Source organism: Rhodococcus shunpengi, from assembly GCF_048381395.1.
GTDB lineage: Bacteria > Actinomycetota > Actinomycetes > Mycobacteriales > Mycobacteriaceae > Rhodococcus.
In genome coordinates, this window is record NZ_JBLWIU010000008.1 from 74,237 (window position 1) to 100,048 (window position 25,812).

A 25,812-nucleotide genomic window follows, 5' to 3' on the forward strand; every position below is an offset into this window, starting at 1 on the left:
CCTCGACCGGTGCCACCGGATCAGAACTCGTGGATGTTCTCGTTCAAGGTCGTGTAGGTGTATCCGTCGCGGATCGCTCCGCGACGCTTCAGTGCGGGGGCGAGTCCGTCGGCGATCTCCGCGATGCTGTGGCGGGTCATCGGCGAGTACAGCAGGAAGCCGTCACCCCCGACCTCGTCCATGATCTCCTCCATCTTCGCGGCCACGGTGTCTGGGCTGCCGACGAGACCGAGGTCGGTGATCTGGAACGACTCGGCCGCGACCTGCCGCAGGGTCTTGCCCTCGGTGTCCTGGAAGAGGTTGGCGATCGAGGAGCGCTCACCGTTGCCCTTGGACAGGTCGATGTCGGCGACCGGAGTGTCGAGGTCGATCGCACCGAAGTCGATGCGCCCGCCGCTCGTGTAGCTCATGTTCCAGAGGTTGTACTCCACCGCGGCATCGGTGTACCGGTACCGGCGCAGCGCCTCGGCCTTCTCCCGCGCCTCGGCGTCCGTGGGGGCAACGATCGGGGTGGCGAGGAACAGCAGTTTGATGTCGCTCGGCTTGCGGCCGTGGGTGATCATCCTGCGGTGGATGTCGTCCCGGTAGGCCTTCATGTCCTCGACGGTCTTGCACATCGCCATCTGCGTGTCGCCGTGGCGGGCGGCGAGCTCGCGGCCCGGCACCGAACCGCCGGCCGAGACGACGGGAATGTCGCGCTGCGGGCCGGGGATCGTGTTGAGGGGGCCGCGCGAACGGAAGTATTTGCCCTCGAAGTTGATGGGGTGGACCTTGGTGTGGTCGGCGTAGATGCCGTTCACGTCGTCGGCGACCACGGCGTCGACATCCCAGGAGTGCTGGAGCTGCTTGACGACGTCGACCCACTCCTCGGCCATCCGGTACCGCTCGTCGTGGTCGAAATGTTGCTCGAAGCCGAAGTTCTGGGCCACGCGGTCGGTCACCGAGGTGACGACGTTCATGCCCACCCGGCCCTCGGTGAGGTGGTCGAGCGTGGTGTAGAGGCGGGCGGCGAGATAGGGGTGGTACTGGATCGTCGAGACGGTGGGAACGATGCCGATGTGCTTGGTGCGCTGGGTCATCAGCGGCACGAGGGGCATCGGATCGTTCTTCGGTGCCATGAAGCCCCGTCGGAGCGACACCTCCGCGGAACCGTTGTAGCTGTCCTCGACCATCGCGGTGTCCTCGATGAGGATGTAGTCGAAGCAGGCGCGCTCTAGCGAGGCCGCGAGATCGACGTACAGGTCCGGCTTCATCCAGTCCCGCATGTTCGCGCCGGTGTACACACCGTCGCCGCCGGCCGGGTTCCAGGGCTGGATGCCGAAGCCGCTTCCGAGAAACCATCCGAGATGAAACATGTCTTCCGCCTTTTCTTTCCGAAACTGGGTGACCGCATGTCCGCGGTGGCGTGTGAAGTGTCGTCGGTGAGCGGCGGCGATTCGGTTCCGTAGCGGTAACGCGCGCGTTGCGCGAGTCTTCGGAGCGGGGTTCCGGAGCGTTCGTCCTGATACGGGACGAGTGCCCCGCCGTGTTGCGCAACCGTGACAGCCGCGCAATACGACGAGGCACTCGCATTCGACGATCTCGCGGCCCGTCTCAGCGCGTGGAGCGTGACGCCGTGCGGCGCCGCACCGCGCCGGACAGCGCGACCGCGACCACCAGTGCGCCGCCGTAGAACAACTGCTGGACGAAGCTGGCGACACCGAGCATCTGCAGGCCGACCACCCCGGCGACGAGGAAGTACACCGCGACCAGCGTGCCGAACGCGTTGAAGCGGCCGGGGACGATCGCGGTGGCGCCGAGGAAGGCGGCCGCGAAGGCGGGCAGCATGAACGACTGGCCCGAAGACGGGTCGGCGCCACCGAGCATGCCGGCGTAGACGATGCCGGCCAGAGCCGCGACGAGCGCGGAGGTGACGAGTGCGCCGCCGCGGATGCGGTCGACGTGCAGGCCGCTGAGCCGGGCCACCTGGGCACCGCGTCCGACGAAGAGCAGTCGGCGTCCGATCGGGGTGTACTGGAAGACCACCGCCATGATCAGCACCAGGGCGAGGGCGTAGTAGAACTGCAGCGACACCCCGAAGATGCGGGTGCCGATGGTGGCGTCCACGAGTGCGGCGTCGACACCGGTGACCGAGGTCGAGTCGGAGATCCACTGCACCACACCGAGGACGACGGTGCCGCTGCCGAGGGTCGCGATGAACGAGTCGATCTGCAATCGCACGACCAGCAGTGCGTTGATCAGGCCGACGACGAGGCACGCGAGTACGGCGACGGCGATGGCCGGCAGCAGCGACCAGCCGTGTTGCACGTTCAGTACCGCGATCGTCATGGCGGCCAGCGACATCGTCGACACGGCCGACAGGTCGAACTCACCGGCGGTGAGCGGGACGATGAGCCCCAGGGCCAGGACGAGCAGGACGGCCTGGGATCCGAGGATGTTCTGCAGGTTGTTGGCGGTCGGGTAGGTCTCGGGTCGCAGGGCACTGAACACGACGATGACGGCGATCAGTGCCAGGACGAGCGCGTACTTCTCGAACAGCGGACCGAGAGAGCGACGGGGGCGCGCGGGATCCGATTCGGTGGATGCGGTTTTCGCGGTGGTGCTCTTGTCGATGGTGACGGACATCAGGCGATCACTTCCTGTCGGGTCAGACCGAGAACACTGTCCGAGATGTGATGCTTGGAGAGGTTGTCGCCGGTGAGTTCGGCGACGACGTGCCCGTGGGAGAAGACGAGGACGCGGTCGCACAGGACCGACAACTGCTCGTAGTCGGAGCTGGCGACGACGATGCCCGCTCCCCCACGCGCGGTCTCCCGCAACATCTCGAAGATGCGGGCGCGGGCACCGATGTCCACACCCTGGGTGGGTTCGGCGAGGAGCACCAGTACCGGGTCGGTCTGGAGCCACTTGCCGAGCAGAGCCTTCTGCTGGTTGCCGCCGGACAGCGACCCGTAGACGGCCTGCGGGTCCCGTGGCCGGACGTCACAGTGCTCGGCGAGCGCGGTCGCGATGTCCTTCAGCGCCCGCGGTTTGACGAATCCTGTACCGAGCACGGGCAGGGTGACGTTCTCGGCGACGGTCAGCTCGGGTGCGCTGCCCTCGACCTTGCGGTCCGGCGGCACGTAGACGACCTTGCGGGCGAGCGCGTCGATCGGTGTCATCGCGGGCAGGTCCACGCTGTCGTCGTCGACCGTCAGCCGCCCGCCACGAGCCTGCCGCGCCCCGTACAGGGCGGGCAGCACGTCGTCGTATCCCGAACCGGCGATGCCGGTGAGTCCGACGACCTCCCCGGGCCGCACGTCGAACCCGACGCCGTCGACGGTGGTGGTCTCGAGGTCCTCGATCCGGGCGAGGGCCGGTACGTCCTCGAAGTCGCGGACGGGTCCGGCGACGCGCGGGTCGGCGGAGTCGAGACTGCGTCCGACGATGAGGTCGATGAGCGAGGTCGCCGTGAGGTCGCGGGTACGGTGCGTACCCTGCGACACCCCGTCGCGCAGCACGGTGACGCGGTCGGTGTGGTCGAGCACCTCGTCGAGGTCGTGGGAGACGAACAGGACGGCGGCCTTCTTGTCGGCGACGATCTCGCGGACGACGGCGAACAGCAGGTCGGTGCCCTCACGGGGCAGGAAGACCGTGGGTTCGTCGAGCACGAGCAGGGTGCGGCGCTCCCCCAGTTCCTCGGTCGCCCGCAGGATCGCGAGGAGGGCGCGTTCGGTCTCGTTCAGGCTCGACACCGGCGCCTCGGGATCGATGTGGAGTCCGAAGCGCTCGAACAGTGCTCGGGCGGTGCGCTTCTCGCGCCGCCACGAGATCCAGGGCCTCGATCCGGCCACGACCGGTCCGACGCGGAGGTTCTCGACCACCGACAGGTCGGGCACGAGGGCGAGGTCCTGGTGGACGAAGCTGATGCCGAGGTCGCGGAATCCGCCGGCCGGGACCGGCAGTGTCACGTCCCTGCCGCGCACCTGCAGCGCAGCGCCGGGGTCGGGGGCGTGGAAGCCGGCCAGGACCTTGATGAGCGTGGACTTGCCGGAACCGTTCTCCCCGAGCAGGCCGTGCACCTCACCGGCGTGGATCGTCAGGCCGACCTTCTTCAGCACCGTGTGCTCACCGAAGGTCTTGGACAGACCGACGATGTTGACGATGGGATCAGGACTGCTCACTGGGCCCCCACAGTGCTTCGTAACCGGTGACGTATGCCGTGCCGTAGCCCTTGTCGGGCTGCGGCGGGGTGCCGGTCTCGTCGATGTTCTCGGCGGTGATGAGCTTGAGCGGGGTTTCCTGTGCGCCGTTCGGGACGGGGTCGTAGCCGAGCAGGAGGCGACCGGCCTGGTCCATCGTCGCCCATGCGAGCCACGGAATGGATTCACCGACGTTCATGGTGACGATGCCGTCGTCCTGCTGGATCTTGAGGACGGCGGGGGTGCCGTTGACCGAGGAGATCTCGACCTGGCCGGTCTTGCCCGCGGCCTTGATGCCCGACTGGGCGTAGAGCGACATCGAATCGTAGATGGGCAGGATGAAGTTGATGTTCGGGTCGGCGGAGAGTGCGGACTGCACCTCGGACTGGATCTTGGTGGCCCACTCCGTGACCGGGACATTGACGATCTTGTAGGTGCACTTCGGGCAGTACTGCGCGATCTCGTCCTCCATGGCGGCCACCTCGGCCTTTGCCGGGGGAACCTCGTTGGAGGTGATGATGAGCGCGTTGCCTTCGCCTTCGGTGCGGTCGATCATCCAGTCGACGGTGAGGCGGTTGGCCTCGGAGAGCGGGGCGTCGGTGGTGGCGTCGATCAGTCCGTCGAGATCTGCGGGTACCGGTTCGCCGCGCAGGATCGTATGGGTGAGCAGAACAGGAATCCCGGCAGCGTCGGCCTTTTCGAGCGCCGGCTTGATGAGGGATGCGTCGACACCCTGCGACAGGATGATGAGGTCGACCTTCTGGTTCACGGCCTGTTCGACACCGGTGGCCCACTGGGCGGGCTGGCCCTGGTTCGTGTACTCGATCCAGGTGGCGCCGTAGCTTTCGGCGACCTTCTTCGATTCCTCGTCGACGGCGACGTTGTACGGGTTCTCGCTGTTGGTGGGGATCGCGAAGATCGTCTTGCCGGCGATGTCCTTCATCGGGAACGGCTCGGCCTCGAGCGTGAACTCCGGGTCCGCCTCGTACAGGGCGAGCTGGGCGCGGGCGTACTCGATTCCGGCGGTGACGTCGGCGTCGGACACCTCGCCGCCACCCGAACCCTCACTGCTGCACGCGGCGAGACCGAAGACAGCCGAGAAGGCGAGCGCGGCGATCGCGGCGCGGCCGGGAGGGAATGACGCATGGATTCTCCTGAGGGGATGAGGAGGGTGCCGAAGAAGAAGCGGCCGCGTCGTTGCGGGACCGGCTGGGGAAGGCGATGACTTCGAATGTATCCGCAGCGTGTTGCGTGCGGCGACACCCTTGGTTCGATCGTGTTAATTGCGTGCGGAAATCGTCTTCAGGTACTCCCGTGCCCGGGCGAGCGGCCACACCTCCGCCATCTTCTGCTGCATGTCGAACAGGTTCGACGAATGGATCGCCGGATCACGATCCCCCACAGCGTCTTCCACGACGACCGGAACGAAGCCGTGCTGCATCGCATCCAGCGTCGTCGCGCGGACGCAACCGCTGGTGGACAACCCGGCGATGAGCACGGTGTCCACGCCGAGCGACGTGAGGTGCGAATTGAGAGTGGTCCCGAAGAACGCACTCGGATACTTCTTCGTCACCAGCATTTCCGCGCACGTCGGTTCGAGACCCTCGATCAACTCTCCGTACGGACTGCCTTCGCAGAACGCGACGAGAGTGCCCGACTTCTTGAAGAACACCCCGGCGTCGGCACCGTCGGCACGCAGACGAACCTCGGTGATCACCACCGGGATTCCGGCTTCGCGCGCAGAAGTGAGCAGGGTGCGCATCGCCTCGACGTTCTCCTCGACCCCTGCGTACAACGGGCAGTCGGGATCGATGTAGGCACGGGCGGGATCGATGACGACCAGCGCGGGACGGGTTCCGGGCTGGAGCTCCTGCCCGAAACCGGCGCGGGCGTAGTCGGCGGCCTGTTCTGCACGATCGACGATGGTCATGCGGACTCCTTCAGTGGGGTGACGGATTCGAGGGTGTGGACGGTCGCGGCCGGATTCCGGCGCGGAAAGGCGAGACACACACCGACACCGAGCAGGGCGACGACGGCGAGCGCGATGCCGACCACTCGCACGTTGTCGACGAACCGCGCCACCTCCGCACTGCCGAGCGTGCCGAGGGTCCCGCCGTAGGCGGCCTGGCGGGCAGCGGCGCTGAGGCCGGCAGTGGCGAAGACGAGCGCCAGCGCGGTGCTGAGCAGGTAGCCGACGTTCTGCAGGGTCGAGCGCAGCCCGTTGGCGATGCCGCGGCGGTCTGCAGGGGCCGTGAGCATCAACGCGCTGGTGCTCGGTGTCATGAACAGTCCGGTGCCGCAACCGAGCACGAACAGGAAGGGGGCGGTCGCCCCGAGTGAACCGCCGTCCGGCGACAACAACAGTGCCACTCCGAGCAGGCCGACGGCGTTGAGTCCCATGCCGGCAGCGGTGAGCGTACGAGGACTGAAACGCAGCATCAGAGATCCCGCTGCTGCCGCGGCGACGACGGTGCCGATCGCGACCGGCATCACCAGCGCACCAGCAGCGACCGCGGAAATTCCGCTCACCGCCTGCCCGTACAGCGACACGAGCAGCGTCACGGCGTAGGTGGCGATCGCATTCACGAGCACCGCGGCGAGAACGAGTGCGATACCCCGGTTGCGGAACAACGACAGGTCGACGAGCGGATGGGTCCGTCTGATCTGCACCGCGACGAACGCTACGGCGAGGACGAGGCTCGCCGTGCCGCACGCCCAGGGCAACCAGGGCATCGAACCGACCCCCGGCGTGAGAGCCAGGACGACCGCGGCGAGCAGCGCGGTGGACAGCACCGCGCCGGAGACATCGAAGGGCTCCCGGGTCACCGCCCTGGAGGGACTCCGCGGAATCACCGCGATCGACGCGGCGATCGCGAGCAGCCCCACGGGCAGCACCACGACGAACAGCCCGCGCCACCCGAAGACTGCAGTGGCGGCACCGCCGATCACCGGTCCGACCACCTGCGCGACGGCCGCGACCGTCGCGTTCCAGCCCAGCGCCCGACCGAGGGTCCGCGGCGGGAAGGTGTCGGTGAGCAGCGCCGTGTTGTTCGTGACGATGGCAGCCGCCCCGGCTCCCTGGAGCACGCGAGCCGCGACGAGCCAACCCGCCGAGGGCGCCAGCATGCACAGTCCCGTCGCGACGGTGAAGGTGATCAGTCCTGCGAGGTAGAGCGGTCGTCGTCCGATGATGTCGGCGAGCCGGCCGAACACCAGGATCAGGGCGGTCGTGACGAGCATGTAGCCGAGCAGGATCCACGTCGACTGGGCGCCGGAGGCATCGAGTTCGCGTGCGACCGTGGGCAGTGCGACGGTCAACCCGCTCAGGCTGAGGAATACCGCGACGACCCCGATGCTCGTCGCCGAGAACACCCGCCACGGATGCGAATGACGCTGCGGGGCCGTGCTATCCATCAGCACGGCTATCCATCGGCACGGCGGTCGTGGACGTCGGTGACGGACTGCAAGACCTGCGCCAAGCGCAGGCACGTGTCGTCCGCCCACGGCCGTCCCACCAATTGCACGCCGACCGGCATTCCGTCGGAGAAGCCGGCGGGCGCCATGACGGCGGGCAGGCCGAGATAGTCGAACAGGCCGGTGTTGCGGCCGACGATCGACTGCATCGGGTACCGCGCCCCGTCGATCTCCATCGTCACGTCCGACAACCGCGCCGCCGTGGCGCCGATACCCGGCGTGACGAGCACGTCGATACCCGCGGCGTCGAAGGCGCGGACCGTCTCCCGCTGGGCGAGAGTGCGCCGGCGCACCGACCGCAGGTAGTCCACCGCAGAGGGCACCAGTCCACGCGCGATCCGCACCTGGGTACCGATGTCGTACAGCGCGAACTTCTCCAGGGAGCCCTCCTGATTGGAGGCCAGCTCGCAGGTCATGACGATCGTGACGTCGTCGTGGAGGCGGTGTGCATCGGGGATGTCGACGGGCACGATCTCCGCGCCGCGCTCGCGGAAGGTGTCCACGACGGTTTCCCAGGCGGCGAGTACGCCGGCGTCACACAATTCGGTGAACCAGGCAGTAGGTACGCCGAGACGTACGCCGGCCAGCGAGACGGGCCCGGTGGTGCCGGTGGCGGCGAGCCCATCCCGTACCTGCCGGGCCGTCTCGTCCGGGACGGCGGCAGGGTCGTACCCGTCGGGCCCTGCAAGCACTTCCAGGACGATCCGCAGGTCCGCGGCAGAACGTGCCATGGGACCGATGTGGTCGAGGGTCCACGACAGCGACGCGACGCCGGTGCGCGGCACGAGTCCGTAGGTGGGCTTGATGCCCGTGAGGTTGCACAGGGCGCTGGGCACCCGGATGGATCCACCGGTGTCGGTGCCGAGGGCGAGCGGGACGAGCCGCGCGGCGAGGGCACCGGCCGAGCCGGTCGACGAGCCACCGGTCCATCGGGTCCGGTCCCACGGGTTGGTCACGGCACCGTAGCGTGCGTTGTGCGGTGCACCGCAGGCGAACTCGGTGGTGGCGGTCATGAGTACAGGGATGGCCCCGGCCGCGCGAAGGCGTGCGACGACAGTCGCGTCGGTGACAGCGATGCGGTCGCCGGTGGTGCGCGAGCCGGCGGTGACGGGCGCTCCGGCCACGTCGATGATGTCCTTGACGGCGAAGAAGATGCCTTCGAGCGGGCGGGCGGTGCCGTCGCTCCATCGTCGGTCCGAGTCCGCGGCCGCGTCGTCGGCGCCCTCGATCACGGCGAGGATTGCCCCTCCGGACAATCCCGGGTCGCTCCACCGGGCCCGCAGCGCGTCGAGGACGTCGGTGGGTGTGGTCGCGGCGGACCGATAGGCGGCGAGCAGGTCGAGGACGCCGAGTTCGTGCACGGGTGCCTCGGTGCTAGCGGAGTAGGCCGGCGCTTCGATCGGCGACGCGAGGACCGGGCTCGCCGCCAGCAACGCCGCGGAATGCGCCGGCTCGCAGGCCGAGCCGTCCGGCACCGGGGCCAGGGGCGTGTGTCGCCCCGCCTCGAGAAGCGGCTCCATGTCGGCGCGGGCCTGCGGGAGCAGGTCGTCGACGGTCGTGGCGGACGCGGCGGTGAGGTCGGGATAGTCGGTGGTCGTCATCGGAGCACCTCCGTCGTCGCGGAGGCCGGCCGAGGCAGCGGAGCGGGCCGCACGGTGCCCGCGGTGAGGTCTGCGAGCAGGCGCAGTACGTCCGGGCGCCGGTCCCGGGTCAGCGGAAAGGCGGCGCGCTGCGTGGGGACCGCATCGAGGTCGAGGACGAAGCGCAGCGTCTCCCCCGCACGATGGGCCGGGGCCTGGGCGACGATCGCACCGTTGGGGGCGATCACGCACGACAGGCCGAAGTAGTCGACCGTCACGCCGTTGAGGGTCTCCGGGCCGGCGCGGTTGGCCGCGACGATCCACATCTGCGATTCGAGGGCGCGGGTCTGCAGTTCGGCGAGGAAGAGGTCCTCGCGGGTGCCGAGCGACGAGACGATCGCGAGCATCACCTCGGCGCCGAGAGCACGGGCGACCGCCCAGTTCTCGGGGAACGTGCGGTCGTAGCAGATGACGCACCCGAACCGGGTGCCGAAAGCGTCGACGGTCGCGGGCGCCTGCCCGGGCGCGAAGTGGTACTTCTCGTCGATGTCGACGTCGCCGACCTTGCTCGCCGGCAGCGACAGTTTCCGGTAGGCGGGCAGTGTTCCGCCGTCGGAGGTGCGCCAGCTCAGGATCTCGCCGGTGGCGTCGATCATCACGACGGAGTTGTGGGTCACGTCGTGGGCGGTACGTTCGAAGACTCCGAAAACAATGGCGCAGCCGAGTTCTCGCGCGAGTGCGCCGAACAGGTCGGTGGCGTCACCGGGGATCGTCTCGGCCCAGGACGTGCGGTCGACCTCGTGGCTGGTGCAGAAGTAGGGGGTGGTGATCAGTTCGGGCAGGACCACCAGGTCGGGGGTGGTGCCGTCGCCGTCGGGTGCTGCTGCCGCGCGCACGAGGGCGGCGAGCCCGGCAAGGTTGCCGAGGAGGTCCTCGGTCAGTTCGCCGGCCTGAACGATGGCGACGTCGAGGGTGCGCGAAGTCAAGAGGAACCTCCTGGAACTGGGAGGACGGGTGGGAGCGCGGCTCGACACTCGCGCTCCCACCCGTCGTTCGTGTCAGGCTGCGGCGGCCTGGATGGTGTTGCGGCTTTTCATCAGAGGTTGGATGCGGGTGCCGAAGTTCTCGATGCCCTCGACGAAGTCGTCGAAGGTGAGCATGATGCCCTTGATGCCCTCGAGTTCCGCGACCTCGTCGAGCATCTTCGCGACGGTCTCGTAGGAGCCGACGAGGGTGCCCATGTTGAAGTTCACCGCGCCCTCGGGAAGCGAGATGGTCTTCGCCGTGGAGGAATCGTCGGCGGTGGCGTCGGCGGCGGACTGATCGGCCATGTAGCCGAGTGCGGCGAGGTCGGCGTTGTCGTGGTAGTCCTGCCACTTCGCCTGCGCCGCTTCGTCCGTCTCGTCGGCGATGATCATGAACAGGGTCAGCGCACCGACGTCCCGGCCGGTCTCACCGGCCGCCTCGACGAGGGTCGCCACCGAATCCGAGATCGCCGTCGGAGTGTTGATCCCGGTACCCATGATGAAGTTGAAGTCGGCCATCTCGGAGGCGAACTTCATGCCACTCTTGGACTGTCCCGCCGCGACGATCGGCACCCCGCCTCCGGTGGGGCTCGGCGACAGGACGCACTCGTCCATCGTGTAGTGCTCGCCCTTGAAGTTGCTGACTCCGTCGGCCCACAGCTGCTTCATCACCGTCACGTACTCGGTGGCCTGCGCGTAGCGGTAGCCGAAGTACTCGTCGCCGGGCCACAAACCCATCTGCGTGTATTCGTTTGGCGCCCAACCGGTCACGATGTTGACACCGAACCGGCCGGGAGCGATCGAGTCGATCGTCGACGCCATCCGGGCGACCATCGCCGGCGGCAGGGTGAGGATCGGAGTGGAGGCGAACAGTTTGATCTTTTCGGTGACGGCCGCGAGACCGGCCATGAGCGTGAAGGATTCGAGGTTGTGGTCCCAGAACTCGGTCTCGCCACCGAAGCCTTTGAGCTTGATCATCGAGAGTGCGAAGTCGAGGCCGTGCTTCTCCGCCTTCTGCACGATCGTCTTGTTGAGTTCGAACGACGGCATGTACTGCGGGGCGCTCTTGGAGATGAGCCAGCCGTTGTTGCCGATGGGGATGAAGACGCCGATTTCCATGTCACTCACTCCTGAGAGGCGGGGAGATTCGAGGAAGCGATCCGGCGGCACTGCCTGGCTCGCTGTGACTTCGAATGTATTCAGGAGTTGTTGCCGGATGTGTGTCGACGGGTAACGGGATTGTTGCCCGCGTTAACGATCGGCGACGGACTGCGCAAAGGGCACCGAACAGGGTGCCGCACTCCCCCGCGGCACCCACTCGACGTCGAAGTTCCGATGCACCGGCCGTCCCCCGTCCCCGTCGATCCGCGCCAGCAGCAGCTCCGCGGCGGCCACCGCCATGTCCTCGAGCGGCTGGCGCACGGTCGTCAGATCGAAAATCGACCAGCTCGACTGTTGCAGGTCGTTGTATCCCACCACCGAGACCTCACCGGGCACATCCAGATCGAGCCGCTTGGCCGCGTCGAGGGTGCCGTACGCGATGTAGTCCGTCGCGCAGAACACCGCCGTGGGACGATCCGGTCCGGTCAGCAGCGTCAACCCGCCGGCGAGACCGGTGGCCGCATCGACGGCACCGCGGTGGACGCACCCCTCGTCGATCGGTACACCGCGCTCCTCGAGCCGGTCGCGGAAGCCCTTCTCACGCAATCGGATGCTGGGGTTCTCCAGAGGACCGGAGATCAGGGCGATGCGGGTGTGTCCCATGTCGACCAGATGGTCGGCGACAAGCCTGCCACCACCGATGTTGTCGGAGGTGACCCGATCCACCCGGTGCGCATACCGACCGTCGACGTCGCGATTGAGGATGACGAGGGGAATCTTCCAGTCGATGATCTCCGACACCATCGGTGAATCGAGGCGCGAGGAGATGAACACGACGCCGTCCACCAGTCCCCCGCGCAACGCGAGGATGTCCTTCTCCAGAGATCCCTCGGTGCGGTCGCTCATGAGCAGGACCCGGTAATCATTGCGGGCGAAGCAGTCCTGCAGGGTGTTCACCAGCGTCGGGTACGACGGGTTGTGCAGGTCGCCGCTGACGATCCCGATGGTCGACGACTTCCGGGTGATCAGGCTCCGGGCCGTGACGTGCGGGACGTACCCCATCTCCTTCGCGAGAGCCCGGATGCGCAGGCGGGTCTTCTCCACGACGCGCGGGTCGTCGCGCAGGGCGCGCGAGACCGTCGATTGCGACACCCCCGCGCGGCGGGCGACGTCGTAACTGGTGACCGACCTGTTCCCCATTCCCGGATTGTAGGGACACGAGACAGGGAGAGCAGAGTTCGCGCGGAGAACAGGACGAACCCTCCGGCCTCTCCCGCGCATTCGCTACGACTTTTGCTACCCGCTGCAGAAAATTTCCGTAGCGGATGACCATTCCTGTAGCGGATGGACGATCACATGATGTGGTGCCGGCCTACGGGCAGGACGAGCGGCTTGCCGGAGACCGGATCGGAGATGACGCGGCTGTCCAGACCGAAGACCGCCTTCACCGTCTCCCCGGTGAGCACGTCCGAGGGGTCCCCCGACGCGTAGATGCTGCCGTCGGCCATCGCGACGAGGTGGTCGGCGTACCGCGCGGCGAGGTTGAGGTCGTGCAGCACCATCACGATCGTCGTACCCCGATCGCGGTTGAGGTCGGTGAGCAGGTCGAGAACCTCCACCTGGTGACTCACGTCGAGGAAGGTGGTGGGTTCGTCGAGCAGCAGCAGGTCGGTCTGCTGCGCCAGCACCATCGCGATCCACACACGCTGCCGCTGCCCGCCCGACAGTTCGTCCACGGAACGCTCGGCGAGTTCGGTGGTGTGGGTAGCGGCGAGCGCATCGGCGACCGCCGCGTCGTCCTCTCGGCTCCAACGCGAGAGCACCCGCTGGTGCGGATGCCGGCCACGGCCCACGAGGTCGGCGACGACGATACCCTCGGGTGCGATCGGCGACTGGGGCAACAGACCGAGGGTGCGGGCGAGCTTCTTGGCGGGCAGTCGGTGGACGTCCTTGCCGTCGAGCAGGACGTGCCCGCCGCGCGGCGACAACAATCGCGACATCGACCGCAGCAGGGTCGATTTCCCGCACGCGTTGGCGCCGACGATGCACGTGATGCGCCCCGGCGGCACCTGCAGGTCGAGGTTCTCTACGACGGTGCGGTTGCCGTAGCCGAGTTCGAGATTCTCGGCGATCAGGGTGTGCGTTGCGGTCACAGCGAGCCTCCCGCGCGGTTGGAGCGAATGATGAGGTAGACGAGATAGGGCGCGCCGAGCGCACCCGTCACCACGCCCACCGGGTAGCGCGTGCCGAAGGCGTACTGGCCGACGAAATCCGCGACCAGCACGAGCAGCGCCCCGACGAGTGCCGCCGGGACGAACAACAACGTGCCCCGTCCCACGATCCGCGCGGCGATCGGGCCGGACAGGAAAGCGACGAATGCGATGGGTCCGGCCGCGGCGGTCGCGAACGCGATGAGCCCGACCGCCGAGACGATCGCGAACACGCGTGTGCGTTCGACCCGCACACCCAGTGCCTGCGCCGCGTCGTCGCCGAGCTGGACCATCGACAGGTTGCGGGTCTGCACGAGCAGCACGGGCCCGAGCATCACGAGCGCGACGATCACGGGCACCGTCGCACCCCAGGTCGCACCGTTGAGGCTGCCGGTGAGCCAGCGCATGGTCTCCTGCAGGTCCCACGTCGCCGCGGTGCTCAGCAGATAGGAGGTGACGCTGTCGAGCATCGCGGCGATGCCGATGCCGATGAGGATCAGGCGCGTGCCCGCCACCCCACCGCGATAGGACAGCCCGTAGATCAGGAGGGCGACGGCCAGACCGGCGACGATCGCGAAGACCGACACTCCGGTACCACCGAGGCCGAGCACGATGATCGCGAAGGCCGCCGCGGCGCTCGCCCCGGAGCTGATGCCGATGATGTCGGGGCTTGCGAGGGGGTTGCGGAGCATCGTCTGGAAGGTGATGCCGCCGAGGCCGAAGCAGATGCCGGCGACCACCGCGAGGACCGCGCGGGGAAGTCTCAGGCGGCCGACGGCGAAGGTCGCCCCGGCCACGTCCTGTCCGAAGACGACGCGCAACACATCCGCGGGCGGATAGAAGGTCCGGCCGAACATCAGGCTCGCCACGAAGGCTGCGGCCACAAGGGTCGCGAGCGCGGCGATGACGAGACGACGACGTCGCCCGCGTCGTACCCGGTTCGCGGCGAGTTCGTCGATGCCGGTGTCGGTGGTCTCGAGTGTGGCGGTCACAGTTCGCGCAGTTTCTGCCGTCGGACGATGTACACGAAGAAGGGCGCCCCGATGAGCGCGGTGATGATGCCGACGTCGATCTCGGCGGGTCGCGCCACGATGCGGCCCACGACGTCGGCGGCGGTCAGCAGTCCCGCCCCGACGAATGCGGAGAAGGGCAGCAGCCACCGGTTGTCGATACCGATGAGCAACCGGCACAGGTGCGGCACGACGAGACCGACGAATGCGATGGGGCCGGCGATGGCGGTCGCCGCTCCGCACAGCAGCACAGCGCCGAGCGCGGCGATGCCGCGGGCGAGAGCGACGCGTTCCCCGAGTCCGGCGGCCATGTCGTCGCCGAGCGCGAGGGAGTTGAGGCTGCGCGCCGACAGCAGGCAGATGACGAAGCCGACGACGAAGAACGGCAAGGCCTGGGAGATGGCGTCGTAGTTCGCGCCGCCCACGCCGCCGATCTGCCACGACCGCACGCTGCCGGCGATGTCGCCGCGCGGCAGGATCACGGCGGTGACGAACGACGCGAGCGCCGCCGAAGTGGCGGCACCGGCGAGGGCGAGTTTGAGGGGTGTCGCTCCCCCACGCCCGAGCGACCCGATCGTGTAGACGAACACCGCAGCAGCGGCGGCACCGATGATCGCGATCCAGATGATCGAGGTCTGCGTCCACAGTCCGAACCACGCCATGCCGATCACGACGGCGAGCGAGGCGCCCATATTGACGCCGAGAATGCCCGGGTCCGCCAAGGGATTACGGGTCACCCCCTGCATCACGGCACCGGCGAGACCGAGCGCCGCGCCGACCAGCAGCGCGAGCACCGTGCGCGGGATGCGCTTGGCGATCGCGCCCTGACCGATGTTGTCGGTGGCGCCGCCGAGGGCCGCGACGATGTCGGCCCAGTCGACGTTGCGCGAACCGATCGTGATCGATGCGATCACCAGCAGGACGAGCACACCGAGCAGAACGAGAAGCCAGACGGAATTGCCGATGGCCGAGCGCCCCTTCTCGGGGGCGCTCGGCATCGACTCGTCGTGTAGTGCGGTCACTCCGCGTTCGTCTTGGCAGCTGCGTCGGAGAGCAGCTGGACGTAGTCGGAGAGGACCCAGGAGATCGCCAGCGGCGTCGGGTTCGCTGCGGTACCGAGCGGGCCGGAGCCGTCGAGGAAGACGATCGAGCCGTTGCGGACGGCGGGCATCTGCGACAGCAGCGGATCGGCCTCGAGCGCGTCGACGAGTTCCTGGTCGCCGTAGGTGACGATGATCTGCACGTCGTCGAAGACGTCGACCTGCTCGGCGCTGACCTTCTTGGAGAAGGCGTCGTCGGTGGAGGCGTCCGCGACGCTCTTCGGGGTGGCCAGTCCGAGGTCCTCGAAGAAGGCGGCGCGGGTGTCGTTGGCGGTGTAGAAGCTGACCTGGCTCAGGTCGGCGGTGTCGACGTGGGTGAGGAACATCGTCGCCTTACCCTCGAGTTCGGGGTGGGCGGCGGCCGCGTCGGAGATCTCCTGCTCGAGGCTCGCGACGAGCTCCTTGCCCTCCTCGGCCATACCCAGCCCGGCGCTGTTGAGCTCGATCATGTCGCGCCACGAGGTGGCCCAAGGAGCTTCGGGGTACGCGACGACGGGAGCGATCTCGCTGAGGGTCTCGTAGTCCTCCTGCGTCAGACCGGAGTAGGCGGCGAGGATGACGTCGGGGTTCGTATCGGACACAGCCTCGAAGTCGATGCCGTCGGTCTCGTCGAACAGCACGGGGGTCTCGGCGCCGAGTTCCTCGAGACGTTCCTCGACCCACGGCAGCATGCCGTTGCCGTCGTCGTCGCCGAAGTTGGCGGCCGCCATACCTACCGGCACCACCCCGAGGGCCAGCGGCACCTCGTGGTTGGCCCAGTTGACCGTGGCGACGCGCTCGGGCTTCGCGTCGAGGGTGACGGTGCCGAGCGCGTGCTCGATGGTGAGGGGGTACTCACCCGAACCGGCGGTGCCGGAGTCGGTGGTCTCCGAGGAGTCGGATCCACAGGCGGTGAGACCGAGGGCGACCGCGACGGATGCGGCGGCGATCGTCAGAAAGCGCTTCGAACGCATGGAGGCAGAACTCACTCTCGTACGGGGTAGGGCCCTCGGTCTTACCACCGGCGGCAGTTAGGCGAGGTTTGCCTAAACCGTAATGTTCGCCCGAATCCGACGCAATCGCTCGATCGGGACAGCTCCTGTAGCGATCGGGACATCAGCCGACGCGGAACACCCCGGGCGTCGTGCCGGTGACCCGGCGGAAGGCCGCACCGAACGCACTCGCCGATCGGTAGCCCACCTGCTCGGCGACGTCGTCGACGTCGGTGCCGTGACCGAGCAACATCACCGCTCTCTGGGCACGCACCGCCGCGACCCAGCGCCCGAGACTCAGGCCGGTCTCCGACCGGAAGGTGCGAGTGATGGTGCGGGTGCTCACACCCAGTTCGGCCGCCCAGTCCGAGAGCGTCCGCGGATCGCTCGGGTCCTCGGCGATCGCCTCGACGATCGGCCGCACGACCGGCGACGAGGGCACCTGCACCATCAGTTCGTTCTCGGCCGGCGCCAGCACGTCGATCACCATGCGTTCGGTCAGCGAGCGCGAGTCGTTGCCGAGACGATCGTCCGTCAGCCGGTCGAGCAGCAGTCGCAGCAGGGATGTCATCTCCACCGCCACCGGTCCGTCGGACAACGACGGGGCCGAGTTGATCCCGAAATGCGCGGTGCGGTACCAGGTTCCGGCGGGCAGGACACCCCAGTGCAGCAGGCCCGCCGGAATCCACAGGCCCATGGTCGGGGTGATCGTCCATGTGCGCGAACCGATGGTCGCGGTGGAGGCACCCCGGTCGTTCCACAGCAGTTCGTGCGTCGGATGCGAATGCGCCTCGAAGCGGGTCTCGCGGGAGACGAGCTCGTCCATGCCCGCGATGACGAAGGGCACGTCGATCTCGCCGGCCTCGTAGACCGGCAACGTCCTGCTCTCGACCGCCTCGACGCTCTTCACCCGACGCCCTCCTCCGCTCCGTGACGACGACAATCCTCACATGTCCCGCCGCCGCGGCTCAGGTCAGGATCTCGACGTACCCTTCCGTGCCGTGTACGCGGATACGCTGCCCGTCGCGGATGATGCGGGTCGCGTCCTCGACACCCACGACGGCCGGCAGCCCGTACTCGCGCGCGATGACCGCGCCGTGGGTCATCACGCCGCCGACCTCCGTCACCAGCGCGCTGACGGTGACGAACGCCGGGGTCCAGCTGGGGTCGGTGAACGCCGTGACCAGGATGTCACCGGGTTCGAGATCGGCCCGGTCCATGTCGGTGACCACGCGGGCGCGGCCCTCCACGACACCGGTGGACACCGCGATACCGGGTAGCGCCCCGTCGGGCAGGCCGTCACGGCTGTACGCACCGGTGAGTGTCTCGCCTGTCGACAGCAATACCCGAGGGGGTGTGAGAGTGGCGAACGAGGCGAACTCCCGCTTCCGCTCGGCGACGAGGTCGCCGACCGGACGTGGTGCGCGCACCACGTCCTCGAGTTCGTCGAACCTCAGGAAGAAGATGTCCTCCTTCTCGTCGATCACCCCGGCTCGGACGAGACGCTCCGCCTCGCGCAGCAGCGCCTGCTTGTAGACGAAGTAGCGGCCGACCATGCCGTACTTCGGATACTCGCGATATCCCGCGAACGCGCGGACCCGGTCGACGAGCCTCTCGATCTCCCGCGCCTTCTGCTCCCCGTCGGGCAGACCCCGCACGCGTTCGAGGAGTTCGCGCTTCTTCTCCTCCGCTCGGCGGCGACCCTCGTCGAAACGCTGTGCCGCGGCACCGGGTTCGAAGTTGTCGAGATTGCTGACGATCATCGGCACCAGCATCGTGGGGCGCTCACCCCACCTGGGCCGGGTGATGTCGATTTCCCCGACACATCGTCTGCCGTACTTGCCGAGGAAGTCCTCGAATGCCGCTCGTACCTGCGGTCCGCCCTCACTCGCGCCGAGTGCGTCGAGGAAGCGTGCGTCGTCGAAGCCCTCCTCGTCGACCTGCCGCAGGAACGCCACGACGTCCGGGTACGGGCGCGCAGCATCGGCGACGCCGAGCAACGCCAACCCCATCTCCGACGTGACGTTGTAGGGCACCGAGCGGGAGACGACGTCCGCAACGTTCTTCTCCCCCAACCATTCCTGCCCCAACTCGTTGAGCCGCTCGGCCGCCTGCATACCGGCAGCGAGCACCTCTCCGACCTCTTTACCGAACAACGAATCCTGCAGCTCGCGGATGTCGGCGCGGATGACATCGAATAGCGCCGAACCGGTTTCGTTCTCGATGCGACGTGCCGACTCGGCGATCGCGGCCTCGTTGCGGGCGACGAGTTCGGGCACGACGGCCGGGTCGATCTCGTCCGGGGCAGGGGGCAGACCGACCCGCGCGGCAGCAGGGCCGTCCGGGCGCGTCGGGACGAATCCTCGATCGAGCACGGTTCGCAGCGCGTCGCCGAAGAGCGGGTCGGAGCTGCCGATCATCCCGACGATGCCCGGCCCCTGGGTGGGTGAGGCCAGCATGGGCGTGACGTCGACGAAGAGCCGTCCACCCGCGTGACGCATGGGCGCACGACTGGTCAACTGCCACACGGAGATTCCCAGTGGCTTCAGCGGATCGGTCATCATCTGCTGGTGACCGACGGACAGGTACACGTGGTTGTCGTCGTCGCCGGCCTCCGGAACGGGGAACAGCGTGGTGATCGGGCGGCTCTGCACGATGTGGAAGACGTCGTCGGCCAAGCACCATTCGATGTCCTGGGGACGCCCGAAGTGCGCTTCGATGCGTCTGCCCAGCTGCACGAGTTCGACGAGGTGCGTGTCGCTCAGCACCGGTACCTCCTGGCGCTGCGTCCGGTCCACGACCTCGCCGGCACGCACCGCGTACGCGTCGGCGTTCACCAGACCCGACACCAGGTCGTCACCCAACCCGGCGACCGCATCCACCCGGGACACCGTGCGGTCCGAGGTGACAGGATCGGCGGTGAACAGAACACCCGAGGCCTGCGGGAACACCATCCGCTGCACGACCACGGCCATATGCACCTTCCGGTGGTCGAAGCCGTTGTTCACCCGATAGGCGACGGCGCGCTCGGTGAACAACGAGGCCCAGCACCTGCTCACATGCCGGAGAACGTCTTCGACGCCCCGGATGTCCAGGTAACTGTCCTGTTGCCCCGCGAACGACGCCGTCGGCAGATCCTCGGCGGTCGCGCTCGAGCGCACCGCGACAGGCACGTCCTCCCCGAGGTCGCGGACCCACGCGGCGATCTCCTCCGCGATGTCGCCGGGGATCGTGCACCCCTCGATCTCCGCGCGAATCTGCGCGCTCAGCGCTGCGATGTCGTCGGATTCGGCCTTCGCGAGTCGCTCGAGCAGGTCGTCGACGCGCGATAGCTCGGAGAGCACCATTCGATAGGCGCCCGTCGTCACACAGAACCCGTCCGGCACGTCGACGTCGGCGATGCGCCACAACTCCCCCAGACTCGCTCCCTTGCCACCCACGATCGACACCGCCGTGCGGTCGATCTCCCGAAAATTCTGTACGTAACCCATTCCAGCTCCCCACCTGCGACTTCAATGCTGTGTGGGCGAGTATGAACCCAATTTTCGATCCTCATGAGGGCCGAGGATCCGGTATAACGTGAGAAGGGGAAGACGAAATCCACCTCTACAGCGGCGCGCCGAACTGCGAGCCCAACCGCAACGCCTCGTCCGCCACCCGTACCGCCAGGTCCACCCGTTCCTCGAGACTGCCGGTGAGCAACACCCACGAGCGTCCCGTGGCAGTGAGCGCGTCGACGAACCACTCCGTCATCCGCGCGCGGATATGCTCGCCGTCCCGGATGCCGTCCTGCACGAACGGAACACCGCTGTAGTCGGTGAGCAGGCACAGCGCTCGCCGATCGCGGACACCGCGCCACGCCCGCTCACTGCTGCCGAGATAGCGTCGCTCCCAGACGGTGGTCGCGAAGGCATCGGTGTCGCAGACGAGCAGCGGAGACCCCTCCCGTGCTGCCCGTTCCTCGAGTCGCGTCTGTTCGACGGCGATGTTCTCGAAATCGTCGCCGGTCCACACGATGTCGTCGACGGTTCCGGTGCCGAGCTTGTCGTAGGTGACCTGTCGACCGTATTCCGGCACCCAGCCGGTTCGTTCCCACACACCACCGCGAGCACGGAATCGACGCACCAACTCTCGGCTCACGGTGGTGGTACCCGTGGATTCGGCGCCGAGGACGACGATGCGGGTCGCGAGGCCGGCCCGGGCGGGTGCGTCGAGATCGTCCCAGCGCCCCGCGAGATCATTGCGACAGGCCGTGCCGGAGGCAGGATGCGCGACACGCAGCGGGTCGACGCACACGTGCGTGGCCGAGAAGCGTCGAGCGAGCTCGTCGCCGTACTTCTCGCTGGAGACCACCGCATCGACCGGAACATCGGTGACGGTGCGCGCGGCTGCTTTCATGCAGGCGACCTGCGCGGTCCATACGGTGTCCGATTCCAGATCCATCGGTGCGTCGCACGGGATCCCCGTCACGGTGACCGCCGTGTCGGCGACGTGCGATTCGCGCATCCACGACACGCGGTCATCCAGCGGAATCGTCTCTGCCGCAGAGGACATCACGACGACGGTGACGCGTTCGGCGACCTCCGCGCCACGCCGGACGAGGTGATGGTGACCGACGTGAGGTGGGTAGAATTTCCCGATGACGAGTGCGTGCCGATACATCAGCGCACCTCCACGAGTTCCCGCTCGGCCGCCATGGAGCGTCGCCAGGCGAGCAGGCCCCGAATGCACAGGAGCAGGAAGCCCGCGTACAACAGCGCCGTGAGCGTCAGCCCCTTGTGCAGGTAGAGCGGGATGTAGATCAGGTCGGCGGCGATCCACAGCAGCCACGACTCCCACCGCTTCTTCGCCTGCCCCCACGTCGCCAGCAATGACAACACGGTGGTGGTCGCGTCCCAGAACGCAACGGTCGAGTTCGTCGCGACTTCCAGCAGTGCCGTCAGCCCGATCACCGCAGCGACACCGACGACCGCGAGCACGCTCCATTCGGTCGTGTTCGTGCCCGTCACCTGCAGAGCGTCGCCGTCCCTGCCCCGCGCCCAGTTGCTCCACCCCCACACGGCGAGCGCGATGTACACGACCTGCAGTCCGGAGTCGGCGTAGAGCCCGGCGGTCGCGAAGAGCAGGATCCACACGAGGTTGTTGGCGATCCCGATCGGCCAGTTGAGGATCGACTGCCGTCCCACCAGGTACACGCACCACGCGCCGCTGACGAAACCGATCACCTCGGCCCAGGTCGTGGGCGTACCGAGTGCGGTGAACGCCGTCGAGTTCAGAAATGCGATCATCATCGCCGCCTTTCGCTTGTGGCAGCGATTAGATCATGTTTGCTCTAACTGATGCAACGGCGAAACCGACTTCGGTGTTCTCGACAGCGCTGTGCGACGTCGAGAACACCGAAGTTTCATCGAATCAGCGGGGGTCGGGGCCCTCCACGAGCGGCAGGGACTCGTCGGCGGTCCACGCGTTGAGCGAACCGTCGTACACCGCGACGTCCGACCGACCTGCCGCTGCGAGCGCGTGCGCGAGGCCGGAGGCAGCGATACCTCCACCGCAGTAGGTCACCGGCTTGACGTCCGGGTTGAGGGCACCCGCCTTGTCGAAGATCTCGCGTAGTTCCGCCGCCGGCTTCAAGCGTCCGGTCGACGGGTCGACGAGGTCGCCAAAGGGGATGTTGATGCTGCCGGGGATGTGGCCGCGTCGCGGGTAGGACGGGCTCTCACCGCGGTAGGTCGCGGGATCCAGGGCGTTGATGATCAGCGTGTTCGGGTCGTCGAGCGACGCCGCGATCTCCTCCGTCGACCGCACGAGCTCGGGACGGTGCTGCGAGGTGAAGGTCGCGCCGTGCGGGACCACCTGCTCGTCCGAGACCGGATATCCGGCGGCCTTCCAGGCGGGCAGCCCGCCGTCGAGCACGGCGGCGTCGTCGAAACCTTCGAGCCGCAGCTGCCACCACAGTCGCGCGGCCCAGATGCCGTTCTTCTGGTCGTACAGCACCACCCGACGTCCCTCACCGATTCCGACCGCACCGGCGGCGGTGGCGAACCGGTCCGACGATGCGGCGGTGAACGGTTGTGGCGCTTCGTGATCGGAGAAGTCGGTGAACAGGTCGGCGTAGACCGCGCCGGGAATGTGTTCCTCCAGGTAGGTCGCCAACCCGGGCTCGATGTGCACGGACCCGTCCGGTGGCATGCTCAGGTGCACGGTCGCGTCGACGATGACGAGGTCCTCGTCCCCCAACTGCTCGTACAACCACTCCGCGGAGACGGTGTTCGGCTTCGTGTCGTTCATCGAGGTCCTCCTCTGCTCTCGGTGTCTCCTTCCAGTAGAGCAGTCACAGGACTTCGGTGGGTTCGTCCCCGCTCAGCGGGGTCGAACCCACCGAAATCGACGTCAGATCTGTTCGGTCCGGGCAGCGGCGAGGTTCTTGCCCCGGGTCTCCGACGCGATCCACGCGGCGAAGATCGTCACACACGCGGTACCAACGAGGATGAGGCTCAGCGGCAGGCTCGATCCGTCCGACGCGACCAGCAGGCTCGCCGCGATCATCGGCGTGAAGCCGGCGCCGATCAGGCTGGCGAACTGGTAGCCGAACGACACCCCGGTGTACCGCACGTCGGTGCCGAACATCTCCGACAGCATCGGTGCGAGCGGCGCGTACATCGCCGACTGCACGACCTGCCCGAACAGCAACGCGACCGTGAGCAGCGCGATCGAACCCGTGTTGATCATCATGTACAGCGGGAAGGCGTACAGCACCGCGACGGCCGCACCCGTGAGGCTCACCGCGCGACGTCCCACGCGGTCGGACAACGCCGAGAAGCCGGGGATCGCGAAGATCGAGACGACAGACATCAGCACCAGAATCCGCATGACGGTCGACGAGCTGTATCCCACCGATGTCGTGTAGGCGATGATGTGCGACGTGATCAGGGCCGTCATCGCGAACGGGCCGATACCCACCGCACACGCAAGGATGAGCGGGCGCGGACGCCGGAGCAGCTGCAGCACCGGCGGTTTCGCCTCCGCGGCGTCCTCCGCTCTCGCCGGGGCCTGCTCGAAGACCGGGCTCTCGACGACACTCATGCGCACGTAGAGGCCGATCGCCAGAAGCGCTGCGCTGGCGATGAATGGCAGTCGCCATCCCCACGATTCGAACGACTCGTCCGGCAGCAGGGTCGCGAGCATCACGGCCGACGTCGACAACAGGAATCCGATCGGCGAACCGAGCTGCATGAGGCCGGTCCACAGTCCGCGACGACGGTCGTCGGAGTGCTCGGCGACCATCAGTGCCGCGCCACCCCACTCGCCACCGACGGCGACACCCTGCACGACACGCAGCGTCACGAGAAGGACGGGCGCCAGCATGCCGATCTGTTCGTAGGTGGGAAGGATGCCGATCGCGAAGCTGGCGATACCCATCATCACCATCGTGATGACGAGCATCGACTTGCGCCCGAGCCGATCGCCGAAGTGCCCGAACACCAGGCCGCCCAGCGGTCGCGCGACGTATCCGGCCGCGAGTGTTCCGAAGGCCGCGATCGTCGAGACCGCCGAGTTCGACGACGGGAAGAACAGGTCGCCGAAGACGAGGGCGGCCATCGTGCTGTAGAGCAGGAAGTCGTAGTACTCGATGGTGGTGCCGAGCAGGCTCGACAGGGTGACCTTCCGCAGTTGCGCGATGTCACCTGACGGCGGGCTCTGTACGTCGCGCGCTGTGTTCGTTTCCTCGGTCGGGGTCGACGCAGGCTGCTCCATTCAGTACTCCTGGGGTCGCAGGGACGGAGTCGATGGGTCACAGCGGTTGCGTGATGCCCATCACTTCGACTCTGTCGACCCGGGCGGGCCGATCCAAGGATGCGCCCGCTCAATGGGACGTTCCCGGAAGGCTCAGGACCGAACGACGATTTCGGTGGATCCGGCCCCGCCGAGCGGGGTCTAACCCACCGAAATCGGGCGGGCGTTCCAGCCGTCCTCGACCACCCGCGGCTTGCAGGCCTGATAGGCACCGGTCACCAGTACCGCGACGGCGACCGTCATGAAGGCGAACGAGGCCGTCCAGCCCGAGGTGAGGTCGTGGAAGACACCGAACAGCAGCGGGCCCAGGCACGCGACGGTGTAACCGACGCCTTGCGTGAAGCCCGACAGGGCCGCGGATCCGGCGTGGCTGCGGGAGCGCAGGTTGATGAGAGTCAGGGCCATCGGGAACGTGCTCGGCCCGAGTCCGAGCAGCACGATCCACAGGATCGGGGCACTCATCGGCGCGATCCACAGACCGGCGAACGCGATGAGGAAGCACGACGCACACGCCACGACCACCGGGAACGGATTCGTCATCCGCGCGCACAGCGACGGAGCGCCGAACGCGGAGACCAGGCCGAGCAGGGCGAACAAGCCCACCATCGCACCGCCGAAGGCAGCGCTGGCACCGGCGTCGGCGAGGATGTCCGGGATCCACGTGAACATCGAGTAGGTGACGAGGGATGTCATGCCGAACATGCCGGCCATTCCCCAGCCCACCGGCGACCGCCACACCCTGCCGTCGACGTTCCGGTCGACGGGAGCCACGTCCCCGGCATCGGCGTTCCGATGACGCAGCAGCACCCACACCCACGGAACGGCCGCGGCGAACCCGATGAGCGCCCACACTCCGAGCGAGACGCGCCAGCCGAAGGCGTCGGCGAGGGGAACCGCGACGAAGGCGGGCACGATGGTGCTCAACTGCACGCCGACGATGTATACCGAACTGACGAGTGCCAGCGTGTCGGAGAAGTAGCGCTTGACCAGAGGAGGGATGACGACGTTGCCGATGCCCATCCCACCGAGCGCGAGCCCCGACAGGAGCAGCAGCGACCACGTGTCGGTCATGAGCGCGCGGGTCGCCATGCCCACACCGGCCATGAGCATCGCGATCAGCGCGGTGCGTTCGAGCCCCCATCGTCGGCCGAGCGCCGGGGTGGCGAGGCCGAAAGCCGCGAACATCGCGGTCGGGATCATGCCGAACACGCCGACGACCGTGGACGAGAAGCCGATCTCCTCACTGATCTGCGCGGCGAGCGGGCTGAACGAGGTGACCGCGAGTCTCAGCACGAGGGCCGACATCGCGATCGCACAGAACACCAGCAGCCGACCACGCAGAAGACTCACACCGGAAATCATA

Annotated in this window: 21 protein-coding genes; all 21 read right to left on the reverse strand. The window is 67.7% G+C overall.

Annotation, left to right across the window (positions count from 1 at the left end):
• Nucleotides 1-20: 20 nt before the first annotated feature.
• The gene (locus ACNJ7K_RS01300; protein ID WP_006552848.1) at nucleotides 21-1,355 is read right to left on the reverse strand and encodes an NtaA/DmoA family FMN-dependent monooxygenase; all 1,335 of its coding nucleotides are present in this window, start codon (nucleotides 1,353-1,355) and stop codon (nucleotides 21-23) included.
• A 238-nt stretch (nucleotides 1,356-1,593) separates the two neighbouring features.
• The gene (locus ACNJ7K_RS01305) at nucleotides 1,594-2,625 is read right to left on the reverse strand and encodes an ABC transporter permease (protein ID WP_230791986.1); all 1,032 of its coding nucleotides are present in this window, start codon (nucleotides 2,623-2,625) and stop codon (nucleotides 1,594-1,596) included.
• Nucleotides 2,625-4,163, reverse strand: coding sequence for a sugar ABC transporter ATP-binding protein (locus ACNJ7K_RS01310; RefSeq protein WP_487041041.1), 1,539 nt, complete (start codon nucleotides 4,161-4,163; stop codon nucleotides 2,625-2,627). The genes ACNJ7K_RS01305 and ACNJ7K_RS01310 overlap by 1 nt, the downstream gene beginning before the upstream one ends.
• Nucleotides 4,150-5,226 (reverse strand): sugar ABC transporter substrate-binding protein, encoded by a 1,077-nt coding sequence (locus ACNJ7K_RS01315; RefSeq protein ID WP_487041042.1) that lies wholly within the window; start codon nucleotides 5,224-5,226, stop codon nucleotides 4,150-4,152. Before ACNJ7K_RS01315 ends, ACNJ7K_RS01310 begins: the two co-directional genes overlap by 14 nt.
• Nucleotides 5,227-5,460: 234 nt before the next feature.
• Nucleotides 5,461-6,111 carry an isochorismatase family protein gene (locus ACNJ7K_RS01320; RefSeq protein ID WP_487041043.1) on the reverse strand — a complete coding sequence of 217 codons (651 nt, stop codon included), beginning with the start codon at nucleotides 6,109-6,111 and terminating at the stop codon, nucleotides 5,461-5,463.
• The gene (locus tag ACNJ7K_RS01325) at nucleotides 6,108-7,595 is read right to left on the reverse strand and encodes an MFS transporter (RefSeq protein WP_487041044.1); all 1,488 of its coding nucleotides are present in this window, start codon (nucleotides 7,593-7,595) and stop codon (nucleotides 6,108-6,110) included. Before ACNJ7K_RS01325 ends, ACNJ7K_RS01320 begins: the two co-directional genes overlap by 4 nt.
• 8 nt (nucleotides 7,596-7,603) lie before the next feature.
• Nucleotides 7,604-9,256: an amidase gene (locus ACNJ7K_RS01330; protein ID WP_487041045.1), complete on the reverse strand. Its 1,653-nt coding sequence runs from the start codon at nucleotides 9,254-9,256 to the stop codon at nucleotides 7,604-7,606.
• The gene (locus ACNJ7K_RS01335) at nucleotides 9,253-10,221 is read right to left on the reverse strand and encodes a carbon-nitrogen hydrolase family protein (protein ID WP_487041046.1); all 969 of its coding nucleotides are present in this window, start codon (nucleotides 10,219-10,221) and stop codon (nucleotides 9,253-9,255) included. Before ACNJ7K_RS01335 ends, ACNJ7K_RS01330 begins: the two co-directional genes overlap by 4 nt.
• 72 nt (nucleotides 10,222-10,293) lie before the next feature.
• Nucleotides 10,294-11,379, reverse strand: coding sequence for a pyrimidine utilization protein A (gene rutA, locus ACNJ7K_RS01340; RefSeq protein WP_487041047.1), 1,086 nt, complete (start codon nucleotides 11,377-11,379; stop codon nucleotides 10,294-10,296).
• Between the two features lie 132 nt (nucleotides 11,380-11,511).
• A complete protein-coding gene (locus ACNJ7K_RS01345) occupies nucleotides 11,512-12,561 on the reverse strand; it encodes a LacI family DNA-binding transcriptional regulator (protein WP_487041048.1) in 1,050 nt (349 codons plus the stop codon).
• A 152-nt stretch (nucleotides 12,562-12,713) separates the two neighbouring features.
• Complete coding sequence (locus tag ACNJ7K_RS01350; RefSeq protein ID WP_120282040.1) at nucleotides 12,714-13,514, reverse strand: ABC transporter ATP-binding protein; 801 nt, start codon at nucleotides 13,512-13,514, stop codon at nucleotides 12,714-12,716.
• Nucleotides 13,511-14,563 carry a FecCD family ABC transporter permease gene (locus ACNJ7K_RS01355; RefSeq protein WP_487041049.1) on the reverse strand — a complete coding sequence of 351 codons (1,053 nt, stop codon included), beginning with the start codon at nucleotides 14,561-14,563 and terminating at the stop codon, nucleotides 13,511-13,513. Before ACNJ7K_RS01355 ends, ACNJ7K_RS01350 begins: the two co-directional genes overlap by 4 nt.
• A complete protein-coding gene (locus ACNJ7K_RS01360) occupies nucleotides 14,560-15,579 on the reverse strand; it encodes a FecCD family ABC transporter permease (protein ID WP_230825361.1) in 1,020 nt (339 codons plus the stop codon). Before ACNJ7K_RS01360 ends, ACNJ7K_RS01355 begins: the two co-directional genes overlap by 4 nt.
• A 20-nt stretch (nucleotides 15,580-15,599) precedes the next feature.
• Nucleotides 15,600-16,634 carry an iron-siderophore ABC transporter substrate-binding protein gene (locus ACNJ7K_RS01365; protein ID WP_145691965.1) on the reverse strand — a complete coding sequence of 345 codons (1,035 nt, stop codon included), beginning with the start codon at nucleotides 16,632-16,634 and terminating at the stop codon, nucleotides 15,600-15,602.
• A 142-nt stretch (nucleotides 16,635-16,776) separates the two neighbouring features.
• The gene (locus ACNJ7K_RS01370; protein ID WP_230825258.1) at nucleotides 16,777-17,562 is read right to left on the reverse strand and encodes an AraC family transcriptional regulator; all 786 of its coding nucleotides are present in this window, start codon (nucleotides 17,560-17,562) and stop codon (nucleotides 16,777-16,779) included.
• 58 nt (nucleotides 17,563-17,620) lie between these two features.
• Nucleotides 17,621-20,143: a rifamycin-inactivating phosphotransferase gene (rph, locus tag ACNJ7K_RS01375; protein ID WP_487041050.1), complete on the reverse strand. Its 2,523-nt coding sequence runs from the start codon at nucleotides 20,141-20,143 to the stop codon at nucleotides 17,621-17,623.
• A 115-nt stretch (nucleotides 20,144-20,258) separates the two neighbouring features.
• Entirely contained in the window at nucleotides 20,259-21,314 is a 1,056-nt protein-coding gene (locus ACNJ7K_RS01380) for an AAA family ATPase (protein WP_487041051.1), read from the reverse strand.
• Complete coding sequence (pnuC, locus tag ACNJ7K_RS01385) at nucleotides 21,314-21,943, reverse strand: nicotinamide riboside transporter PnuC (protein ID WP_487041052.1); 630 nt, start codon at nucleotides 21,941-21,943, stop codon at nucleotides 21,314-21,316. The genes ACNJ7K_RS01380 and pnuC overlap by 1 nt, the downstream gene beginning before the upstream one ends.
• A 121-nt stretch (nucleotides 21,944-22,064) precedes the next feature.
• Complete coding sequence (locus ACNJ7K_RS01390) at nucleotides 22,065-22,943, reverse strand: sulfurtransferase (RefSeq protein WP_487041053.1); 879 nt, start codon at nucleotides 22,941-22,943, stop codon at nucleotides 22,065-22,067.
• 102 nt (nucleotides 22,944-23,045) lie between these two features.
• On the reverse strand, nucleotides 23,046-24,410 hold the full coding sequence (locus ACNJ7K_RS01395; RefSeq protein ID WP_487041054.1) for an MFS transporter: 1,365 nt from the start codon (nucleotides 24,408-24,410) through the stop codon (nucleotides 23,046-23,048).
• 180 nt (nucleotides 24,411-24,590) lie between these two features.
• Complete coding sequence (locus ACNJ7K_RS01400; protein WP_487041055.1) at nucleotides 24,591-25,811, reverse strand: MFS transporter; 1,221 nt, start codon at nucleotides 25,809-25,811, stop codon at nucleotides 24,591-24,593.
• Between the last annotated feature and the right edge of the window lies 1 nt (nucleotide 25,812).

Excerpts from the sequence above, each read along its gene's own strand:
- ACNJ7K_RS01300 (WP_006552848.1), bottom strand. The coding sequence starts at position 1,355 with ATGTTTCATCTCGGATGGTTTCTCGGAAGCGGCTTCGGCATCCAGCCC.
- ACNJ7K_RS01305 (WP_230791986.1), bottom strand. The coding sequence starts at position 2,625 with ATGTCCGTCACCATCGACAAGAGCACCACCGCGAAAACCGCATCCACC.
- ACNJ7K_RS01320 (WP_487041043.1), bottom strand. The coding sequence starts at position 6,111 with ATGACCATCGTCGATCGTGCAGAACAGGCCGCCGACTACGCCCGCGCC.
- ACNJ7K_RS01325 (WP_487041044.1), bottom strand. The coding sequence starts at position 7,595 with ATGGATAGCACGGCCCCGCAGCGTCATTCGCATCCGTGGCGGGTGTTC.
- ACNJ7K_RS01330 (WP_487041045.1), bottom strand. The coding sequence starts at position 9,256 with ATGACGACCACCGACTATCCCGACCTCACCGCCGCGTCCGCCACGACC.
- rutA (WP_487041047.1), bottom strand. The coding sequence starts at position 11,379 with ATGGAAATCGGCGTCTTCATCCCCATCGGCAACAACGGCTGGCTCATC.
- ACNJ7K_RS01345 (WP_487041048.1), bottom strand. The coding sequence starts at position 12,561 with ATGGGGAACAGGTCGGTCACCAGTTACGACGTCGCCCGCCGCGCGGGG.
- ACNJ7K_RS01360 (WP_230825361.1), bottom strand. The coding sequence starts at position 15,579 with ATGCCGAGCGCCCCCGAGAAGGGGCGCTCGGCCATCGGCAATTCCGTC.
- ACNJ7K_RS01365 (WP_145691965.1), bottom strand. The coding sequence starts at position 16,634 with ATGCGTTCGAAGCGCTTTCTGACGATCGCCGCCGCATCCGTCGCGGTC.
- rph (WP_487041050.1), bottom strand. The coding sequence starts at position 20,143 with ATGGGTTACGTACAGAATTTTCGGGAGATCGACCGCACGGCGGTGTCG.
- ACNJ7K_RS01380 (WP_487041051.1), bottom strand. The coding sequence starts at position 21,314 with ATGTATCGGCACGCACTCGTCATCGGGAAATTCTACCCACCTCACGTC.
- pnuC (WP_487041052.1), bottom strand. The coding sequence starts at position 21,943 with ATGATGATCGCATTTCTGAACTCGACGGCGTTCACCGCACTCGGTACG.
- ACNJ7K_RS01390 (WP_487041053.1), bottom strand. The coding sequence starts at position 22,943 with ATGAACGACACGAAGCCGAACACCGTCTCCGCGGAGTGGTTGTACGAG.
- ACNJ7K_RS01395 (WP_487041054.1), bottom strand. The coding sequence starts at position 24,410 with ATGGAGCAGCCTGCGTCGACCCCGACCGAGGAAACGAACACAGCGCGC.
- ACNJ7K_RS01400 (WP_487041055.1), bottom strand. The coding sequence starts at position 25,811 with ATGATTTCCGGTGTGAGTCTTCTGCGTGGTCGGCTGCTGGTGTTCTGT.